Source organism: Brevundimonas sp. (genome assembly GCF_046295075.1).
GTDB lineage: Bacteria > Pseudomonadota > Alphaproteobacteria > Caulobacterales > Caulobacteraceae > Brevundimonas.
The window spans coordinates 71,474-80,171 of the sequence record NZ_JBKBOC010000016.1 but is presented as its reverse complement, the minus strand read 5'-3'; the positions used below and the strand labels follow the sequence as shown (position 1 = coordinate 80,171).

Below are 8,698 nucleotides of genomic sequence, written 5' to 3'. Positions count from 1 at the left end.
AGGCGCCGGCCTCGCTGATCCCCAGCATGGCGCGGAAGACGCTGAATGCCGCAATGGAGCCGGCCACCGAATGCAGGGCGATGGAGATCGACCAGACGCCGATCGACCAGGCGAACCCCAGTCGGGTGCCGATCCGATCGAACAGCCGGCCAAAAGCGAACTGTCCCGCCGCGTAGAAGAGCATGAAGATGGTGACGAGAAGGGCGTAGTCCTCCTTGGTCGCACCGATCTCGCCGGCGATCTCCGGCCACATCACCGCGAGCGCATTGCGGTCGATGTAGTTGATCACCGTCGCCACTGCGATCAGGGCGATGATGGCCCACCGGATGGCGGATGGTTTCTGCATAGTCCTCACTCCCATGTCTCGGGCCCATGTCTCGGGTCGGTCGCGATGCGCCGGCCTCTATCGATCCAGGCGCGCCCAGGCGCCGGTCCACTGGTAGGTCTGACCATCGGCCGAAACCGTGTGCGAACGCCCCTCCGCCGGATCGTCGGCGATGCCGAGCACGAGCCGCTTGCCCGACGGCAGGGTCAGCACGACCACGGTCGCTTCGTCGCCACGGACCTGTCGGATCGACTGCACGCCGCTGGCCGCCCCGGTGACGGTTTCGGCCGTTCCGTCGTAGAGTCCGTGCGGCTCCAGGACGCCGACGAAGCTGACATCCTTCTGACCATCCACGCGCTGGATCAGGGACGGTTCGCGCCGCAGGTTGAAGTCCGGGTCATTGGCTCCGCTCTCGGCCAGAATGGCGCGTGACGGGGCGTCGGCCGCGAACCGGTAGGTGTAGAACCGTCCGTCCAGAAGCCAGGTAAGGCTGCGCGCCTCCGTCGTTGGCTCGGACGACGCGTCGACCCAGAGATGCTGATAGCCATTGGCGGCGCCGAGAATCGGACGGGCGGCCAGAGCGCGTTGCGCGTCGAAACCGACCGTCATGATGTGACCGTTATAGTGTAGCGGCAGGTCGTACCGCGCGGGCCGGTCGCCGCTGACACGCAGCAGATCGACGACCACCGGCCGACCGAGTTCAGGATGACGCACGAGAGCCTGGGTGCGGGTGAAGACAACGCCTTCGTAAGCGCCCGTCTGCCGCGCCGACACGATCTGGGTGTCTTCGTCCGTATCGAACACCAGCCGCTCAGGCGGCCGCGCCTCGCCGACGCGCCAGTCGCCGCCGAAATGGCTGGCCTCGTTCACCACCAGGGTGTTGTGGGCGACGGTCTGTTTGGCCCAGGAAGTGTTCTCGGGCAGATAGATGCCACCCGCCTTGGCTTCGATGTTCAGGAAGCGCGCTGCGCCATAGTCGGACACCACCGTCCGGCCGTTGTCGTAGAAGAGCCAGTTCAGCTTGTCGAAATGGCCATGGCCCATGCCCTGGGCCGTGGCCTTGAACACCAGCGCCTGCCCGTCCGGACCGCCGGATCGCAGGATGCCCAGTCCACCGCTTTCGCCATCCGGGCCGTCCCGCAGCATGACCGATCTGAAGGCGAAGGGCTCCGGCGCGCCCTCGGCCAGCCCCTGAGCGACCTTCAACCCGTCCGGCGACAGCAGGGTGCGCCCCTGCGCCTCGGCGATCGAAAGAAGACCCGGCTCTCCGGTGCGCGCATAGGCGACCGCGACCCCCGCAACGAGTTCCTCGGTGTCCAGGCCCTTGTCGAGAATGGCGTCGTTGATCGGTATGAAATAGCCGGCGTAGCTGGATTGTATCAGCGTATCGACCGCCTTCAGAAGCACGCCGTCCCGGTGACGGAAGATGCCGCGTTCGGGTTCGTTCTGATCGACGGCGCGCGCGAAGATGATGAAGGGCGCCATGGCGTAGCGCTGATAATAGGGCCCTTCTTCGTAGTAGCCGTCAGGCGAAAACAGCTGGTCGATCTGACGCAGGAAGCCCGCCTCCCCGGTCTTCGCCAGACCGGTCAGCGCCTTTTCCGTCAGGTCCGTGTCCCGCAGAACGTAGCCCGTCATGCCCACACCGGCGACCGCCCAGGTCGCATGGTTGTGGATACGGTCGAAGTTCAGCGGCGTCTCGTCCGACAGGAAGCGCGCCATGCGTCGGAAGACGTCGTCGTCGATGGTCTTGCGATCTTCGGCCGACAGGGTGTCGCGAATGGCGTCGTATCCCTGGCTTGCATAGACCAGCCAGACGGAGTCGTTCAGCGTCTGCCAGAACAGCCGACCGGGGATCTGGCCCCGCCCCGCCGGGTGGGCGCCGAGCGTCGGATAGAGCTTGGCGTATTCCAGCAGGACGTCCCGCGCATGGTCTGCATAGGCCTTGTCGCCGGTCAGGCGGTAGAGGGCGCCGGCGTTGTAGATGGCCTGATAGTTTCGCTTGTGTTGTTCGTGAGTGAAGCCCCCGCCAGGGTCCTTGGGGATCGGCACATTGATCGGTCGCGCCATGGCGGCGCGGACGGCGCGTTCGACGCGCGCTTGTTCTGCGGCGAACAGCGGATAGCGCGCGCCGGTCTCGGCCATGGTCCGCCAATCGGACGGCGAAACGAGCACGGGGCCTGCGTCGTCGGCAGACGCGGTCTGGACGGCGCCGGACAGGACGACGGTCGTCGGAGCCTGCGCCAGGGCAGCAGACGCAATCGCGCCGACGCCGACGCCGACAGTCAGGATGAAGGCGAGTGAGCGGCCAGGAATCATCGGGCGGTCTCCGCAGCAAGGTCGGATTGGAGGTCAGGCGTGCGCACAAACTGGTTGTTTGAAACCAGAAGGACGGGATCGCCGACCGTATGGGTGAAACGGACGGGACCGCTGTCGATCAGGCGATTGTCACGCAGTTCGGCGTGCTGGACGCCCCGCATCAGAACAGCGGGAATCTCTGGCGACCCCACATGGTCGAACAGGGCGCCGGACACCTTGAGCGTCGGGCCGAAGGTGCTTTCGTCGGTTCCGCCGCGATAGAGATCGACGACGCCGCCGCCGACCTGCCGGAACACGCCGCCCTCGATTTCGACCCGCTCGGCGTTATAGGCGCCCTTGTCGTCGGTCTCAGCGGCCGCCGAGACGACGGCGCCGGAGACGTCGGAAATCGTCATTCGCAGCAGCGCGATCAGGGCGGCCATGCTGCCCTTGCCGGTCGAGATCACATCGAACCCCCGATTGACGGTCAGCCCTTCGATACGGCTGTCTTCCAGGATCAGCTCATAGTTGGCGGCGTTCGATCCCGGCCGCACGCGGATCAGGGCGTTGCCGATCTCGTCCGGCGCGCTCCGGCCAGACACCGACACCCGCGACAACCTCAACGAGCCCCCGGCCTCGATCTGGAATAGGGCAGGGCGGGAGAAGGTGATTTCGGCCACACCGTCGGCTGGCCCCTGAACCGTCAACGGCGCGTCCAGGCTGAGGGTCCGATCGACCTCGTACCGGCCCGCTGCAAGCTCCAGTCGGTCACCGGGCGCCGCAGCCTCAGCCGCGACAGCCAGCGTCCCCTCCCCCGGCCGCACTGGGACGGCGTTTCCGCTGTCCAGCCGAACCGTCGCTGCGTCCTTCGGGTACCAACTCACGCCGACTTCGGTCCTGGAGATCGGACGGAGACTGACGTCCGCTCCGACGCCGACGGTCTCTTCCGGCAGCATCAGGCCGGTAGGGCCGGAGACAAGACGCACCTGCCGTCCCGTCACGCCGTCGGCCAAAGTCGCCGAGGCCGTCGGGCTCTGGATATTGCCCGAGAAGGCGAAACCCGACAGATCGCCCTGGCCTCGCACGGGGTCCGCGCCCTCGGCGGTCGCGACGATGAGATTGTCGGCAAAACGCGTCTGGCGCGGCGCGGCGGACCGTTCTTCATCCATGCCGACGCCGAGGAGGACGCTGCGTACATCGATCAAGGTATTGTTCTCGATCACCGCCCCGACCACGGGGTGGTAGCGATTGATCGGAGACTCCGGCACGCCGTACATGACGCTCAGTGCCGCAGCGAAACCGTCTCCGGCCAGGCCTTGCATATAGTTGTTCCGCACCGTCTGGTCGCGATTGATGATGCGCACACCGCCGGTGTGGGGTTTGCCCCCGCCGATGAAGACATTGTTTTCGATCAGATTGCCGTCGCCGTGACGCAGAACCAGCGCGCCGCGCGAGTGGAAGAAGACATTGCCGCGATAGATATTGCCGCCGGACTTGTTGGAGACGATCTCGACCTCGCCGTCGCAACCCTCGAACCAGTTGTCCTCCACGAGTGTGCGAGATGCCGATAGCGAATCCGCGCTGGTCCCTACCCGAAGGGTCTCGCCGCCGTTTGAGCCGAGGTTGGGCCGCGGGCCGAAATAGTTGTGGTCGATGCGGTGGCGGTTTTCGAGCCCCTGCGTCGCGTCGCGGACCACCACCAGGGTCGTGCCGAGGTTGGTCTTGCCGACAAGATGGTTGTGATCGAAGCGATTATCCTGGCCGTACATCGCCACCCAGTTGTCGGAGGCGGCGCGATCCGGCTTGTTGAAGCCGTCGATCACCACGCCGGTCACCCGGCTTTCGATCGCCCTGCGGTCGCGCGACCGCCTGAAGGAGACGACCTCCCCGGTCGGCGACCAGCCGTCGCGAAACACCAGATTGGAAACGACGAGTTGGCGGCCGGACAGGCGCAGATTGGACTGGCCGGACAGGATCACCCGCCCCGGCGTCTGCGCCGTGAGGGTGATGGGGCGATCCGGCCGCCCTTCGCCCTCGAACAGAATTTGAAAGTCGCGCCACTCGCCGTCTGCGAGACGGATGGTGTCGCCCGGCTGGGCGGCTCGAACCGCGCGCTGATATTCCGCCGGCGTCTTCACCAGGGTCGAGGTCTCCGCCGCCGCGGCGCCGGACCAGAACAGGACGGCAGTCGCCGCCAGCCTTGCCAACATGGTCGTCTCCCACGGTCCGGCTTGTACCGCCGAACTCCTTCAGACCTTTCCGGTCGAGGAAGACGCTACCAGTGAACCCCGAGAAGTCCAACCATTTGGTTCAGTACTTTGTGATTATTTTCAGACCAATTGGTCCATCACAATCAGCCTCGCGTGCTGATCATGAACCGTTCGCGGCTGGCGGCCATCTGCCGTTCCAGTTCCTGCATCGCCGAGGCCGCGCTGGCGTCCAGCATGACCGAGAGCAGCCGGTTGAAGTGGTTGCGCATGGCGCGTCGGGCCCCTGCGCTGTCGTGGGCCTTCAGGGCGTCGAGAATGGCGGTATGTTCGGCGACCCGCGAGGAATCGTCGATCTCGCAGACCGCCTTGTGCGCCGCCATTACGTGAGGCTGTTCGGTCCTCATCCGCCAGAGGTTTTCGATGGTGTGGAGCACGGCGGCGTTGTTGGCCGACGCGGCGATAACATGATGGAATTCGCGATCCGCCGTGTCGGGATCCAGATCCGGATTGCTGCCGTCCATAGCCTGGACGAGATAGTCGAGACGCGCCAAGGCCTCGTCCTGGATGACCGCCGCCGCCAGTGCTGCGGCTTCGGACTCGAACAGCGAGCGGGCCTCCGTCACCTCGAAGGCGCTCACCGTCGGCAATCCCTCGGGACGGCTTCGGTCCGCACAGACGAAGACGCCCGAACCGGTCTTGATCGAGAGCTTGCCCTGAGCCTGTAGGGCCAACTCGGCCTCGCGCACAGTGACCCTGCTGACGCCGAAGCGATCGGCCAGTTCACGCTCGCCCGGCAGCTTTGCGCCTGGACCGAGACCTTCGGTCGCGATCAACTGGACGATCTGTTCGGCCACGGAATGGAATAGACGGGTCTGCCTCATGACCCCAGCTTAGCCGAACCAGGGCGTCGGGCCAATCGGTCCGACGCCCCCATGATCAGAAGCGATAACGCAGGCTGGCATAGTATTTCGCGCCGTAGGCGTAGTAGCCGCGCGTGCTGCCCCAGACCGGCATGTCCTCGATCCGCGGCTCGTCGGTGATATTGACCGCCTCGACCTGGACGCGAGCGTTGCGGTTGATGGCGTAGCTGGCGCGAAGGTCGGTCGTGCCGACGCCGTGGACATAGCGAAGCTGCGCGTTTCCACCCACGAAATCCTGATAATAGTCGGACCTGTATTTGTAGATGGCCTGCAGATCGAGCTTGCCGATCTGGTAGTAGAGCTGCGCAGACAACACATGCTTGGACATGCCGGACAGACCTGCCGGAGGAATAATCCCCTCGGTGACTTCACCCGTGGCGGCATCGACGATGTCGCCCAAACGGACATCCTGATTTTCGAAATCGAGATCGGCGTAGCTGTAGCTGATCTTGGTTCCCAGGCCGTCGAACGGCGCGGGCAGGTTCGAGAACCTGTGAGCGGCGGTGATTTCGAAGCCCAATAGCGTGCTTTCGTCGTCGCTGTTTTCCGTCTGGGTCACGGGAACGACGACGGTCTGACCGTCGATCGTGAAGCTCTCGTCATAGGCGACCGGCTGGAAGCCGCCGGTGAACTGTTTGGCGTAGACCGCCAGGCTGTAGAGCGAGTCCTTGTTGGCGTAATATTCCAGCGACAGGTCGGCGTTCCAAGACATCAGCGGCTCAAGACGCGGGCTGCCGTTGGCGGTGATGTTGCGCACCGCGTCCTCGACGCTGGCGTAGTCCGTCCCCGTGTCCACGGTGATGATCCGTCCCGCGCCCAGGGCGCTTGGCGCGGGCCGCGACATGGCGCGGAAGACCCCTGCGCGCAGCAGCAGATCCTCCTTGAGTTCGAAGGTCAGGTTGAGGCTCGGCAGCCAGCGCGTCGTGCCGGCCTCGATGACCACCTCGTCGAATGCACCGGTGGGGACGAGACTGATCGTTCCGTCCGGATTGTTGACGACATCCAGGTCGGCGCGCAGGCCCTTGGACGTCACCTGGGTGTCGACGACGCGGACCCCGAGATTGCCGCGGACAGGCAAGGCGCCCAGCGAGGTTTCGAAACTGGCCATGCCGTAGGCGGCCAGGACGTCCTCGGCGACGTCACGGTTCTCCACCGCGCGGATGTCGAGCGGCAAGCCCGTGTCGGGCGTGCCCGCATAGGCCTCGAACAGGCAGACCGCGTCGAACGAGGCCCAGCTGTTGATGCTGTTGGACTCGGAAATCTTCAGGAAGTCGCGCTGCGGGAAGGCGCGGCGGCAGGCCAGGTTCGCAGCCCGGTCGACCGCGCGGTCATCCTGGGTGAACTCCACGCGGTTGTCGAAGTCGGTGAAGGTCATCTCGGAGTAGCGGACGCCGGCGTCGAAGGCGGTGAACAGCCCGCCGGTCGGCCGATAGGTGGCGTCGAAGCGCGCCGCCATGATCTCATGGTCCCTCTGACTCTGGTCGCGCCGGATGCGCGCGTCGTCGCTGAAGAGATCGTGGTTGTTGATGTCGAACCGCGGATCGATGGTGAAAGTCGGCACGGATCCGTTACGCAGATCCATGGTGTAGGGCACACGCTGATTGTTCAGGGCCGTTCGGTTGCCGTAGATATCCAGCGGATCGGATCTGAGGCGGACGTTGCGATCCGTCTCGTTTCGAAGCGTATGCGACCAAGAGACGTCCGCCTTGATCGTCAGGGCGTCGGTGACATCGTACTCGATGTTGAGCCCCGCCCCTTCATAGGTCTCCGAGCGGTTCTTGAAGGTCGAATTGACTTCGATCGAGCTGTTGCCGCTCACCGCCTCCAGGACGTGGTCCGCGTTCACCACCCGATTGGTCAGGCCGTAACGGGCCTCGGAAATTCCCAACTCCGAGCGTCGCTCGTTATAGGATCGATCCGAGTACTGGTAGTCGAGGTTGATGTTCAGTCGATCGTTCGGACGCCACTGCAGGGCGCCGAACCAGGCGTCGCGGGTGTCATCCTCCTGGATCTGGCGGAAGATGTAGCTCCCAGGCACAAGATAGAAAGGCGTCCCCGCCGCCGCTTGGCCGCGGTTCACTTCGGCGCAGTTTCCAGCCGCAGTCTGGGCGTCATTACAGGCGTACCAGGTGCTGCTGGCGTTATAGACTTCCTCCGGGTTCGTAACGTCATTGCGCTGGAAACCCAGCGACAAACCGATCCGTCCGAGCGATCCTGCATCGAATTGATCGACATAGCTGATCGTCCCCCGATAGCCGGGACCATTGGGCTGCAATAGCCGGTCATCATAGGGATTAAAGTTCAGCTTGCCTTCGACCTGGATGCGCCTGCGGTTGAAATCCAGCGGCCGCAGCGTGCCCAGCTCCACGAGACCGGAGACACCGCCCTCCACCAAGTCGGCCTGCTGGGTCTTGTACACCTTGATCTGATTGATCAGCTCGGACGGAAATTGGTTGAAGTTGACCGAGCGGTCCCCGCTGCCGTTCGTCGCTTCACGACCATTGAAGGTCGAGGCTCCAAGGAAGGGCCCCAGGCCGCGGATCGACACCTCCGACGCACCGCCCTTTTCGCGGTGGGACGCCGCGCCGGTGATGGTCTCGATGGCTTCACCGACCGACAGGGCCGGCAGGTCGCCAATTTCGTCCGCCGTCAGGGCGTCCACGATGGTTGCCGATCCACGCTTGGTCTCGATAGAGGTCTGAACGGTACGTCGCGTCCCGGTGACAACAACCTCATCGACGGACGTGGCGCCTGCGCCAGCGTCCTGCGCCATGGCGGCGCCGGCAAGCGACAGGGCCGAGACGCCCCCCAGCATTATGTATTTTCCGCCACGCACCAGACATGCGGATCCACTCGTCACGAACGAACGCTTCATCCCGGGCCTCCCAGAGCCTCATTTTTGTTACCGGACCGTCGCGCGGAATAGACCAACATGTCAATGCATT

The 8,698-nt window shown here is 64.6% G+C and carries 5 protein-coding genes; all 5 read right to left on the bottom strand.

All coding sequences use genetic code 11. From position 1 onward, the window contains the following. Positions 1 to 346: MFS transporter (locus ACK4MH_RS12585; RefSeq protein WP_409718893.1), on the bottom strand; the 346-nt coding region annotated here is incomplete at its 3' end. 57 nt (positions 347 to 403) lie between these two features. Further along, positions 404 to 2,644 carry an alginate lyase family protein gene (locus ACK4MH_RS12580; protein WP_409718891.1) on the bottom strand — a complete coding sequence of 747 codons (2,241 nt, stop codon included), beginning with the start codon at positions 2,642 to 2,644 and terminating at the stop codon, positions 404 to 406. Beyond that, positions 2,641 to 4,833 carry a polysaccharide lyase 6 family protein gene (locus tag ACK4MH_RS12575; protein ID WP_409718889.1) on the bottom strand — a complete coding sequence of 731 codons (2,193 nt, stop codon included), beginning with the start codon at positions 4,831 to 4,833 and terminating at the stop codon, positions 2,641 to 2,643. Before ACK4MH_RS12575 ends, ACK4MH_RS12580 begins: the two co-directional genes overlap by 4 nt. Positions 4,834 to 4,976: 143 nt before the next feature. Then, positions 4,977 to 5,714, bottom strand: a complete 738-nt coding sequence (locus ACK4MH_RS12570; RefSeq protein WP_304936798.1) for a FadR/GntR family transcriptional regulator — start codon at positions 5,712 to 5,714, stop codon at positions 4,977 to 4,979. Positions 5,715 to 5,769: 55 nt separating this feature from the next. After that, complete coding sequence (locus tag ACK4MH_RS12565; RefSeq protein WP_409718887.1) at positions 5,770 to 8,628, bottom strand: TonB-dependent receptor; 2,859 nt, start codon at positions 8,626 to 8,628, stop codon at positions 5,770 to 5,772. Positions 8,629 to 8,698 lie beyond the last annotated feature (70 nt).

Excerpts from the sequence above, each read along its gene's own strand:
- ACK4MH_RS12575 (WP_409718889.1), bottom strand. The coding sequence starts at position 4,833 with ATGTTGGCAAGGCTGGCGGCGACTGCCGTCCTGTTCTGGTCCGGCGCC.
- ACK4MH_RS12570 (WP_304936798.1), bottom strand. The coding sequence starts at position 5,714 with ATGAGGCAGACCCGTCTATTCCATTCCGTGGCCGAACAGATCGTCCAG.
- ACK4MH_RS12565 (WP_409718887.1), bottom strand. The coding sequence starts at position 8,628 with ATGAAGCGTTCGTTCGTGACGAGTGGATCCGCATGTCTGGTGCGTGGC.
- ACK4MH_RS12580 (WP_409718891.1), bottom strand. The coding sequence starts at position 2,644 with ATGATTCCTGGCCGCTCACTCGCCTTCATCCTGACTGTCGGCGTCGGC.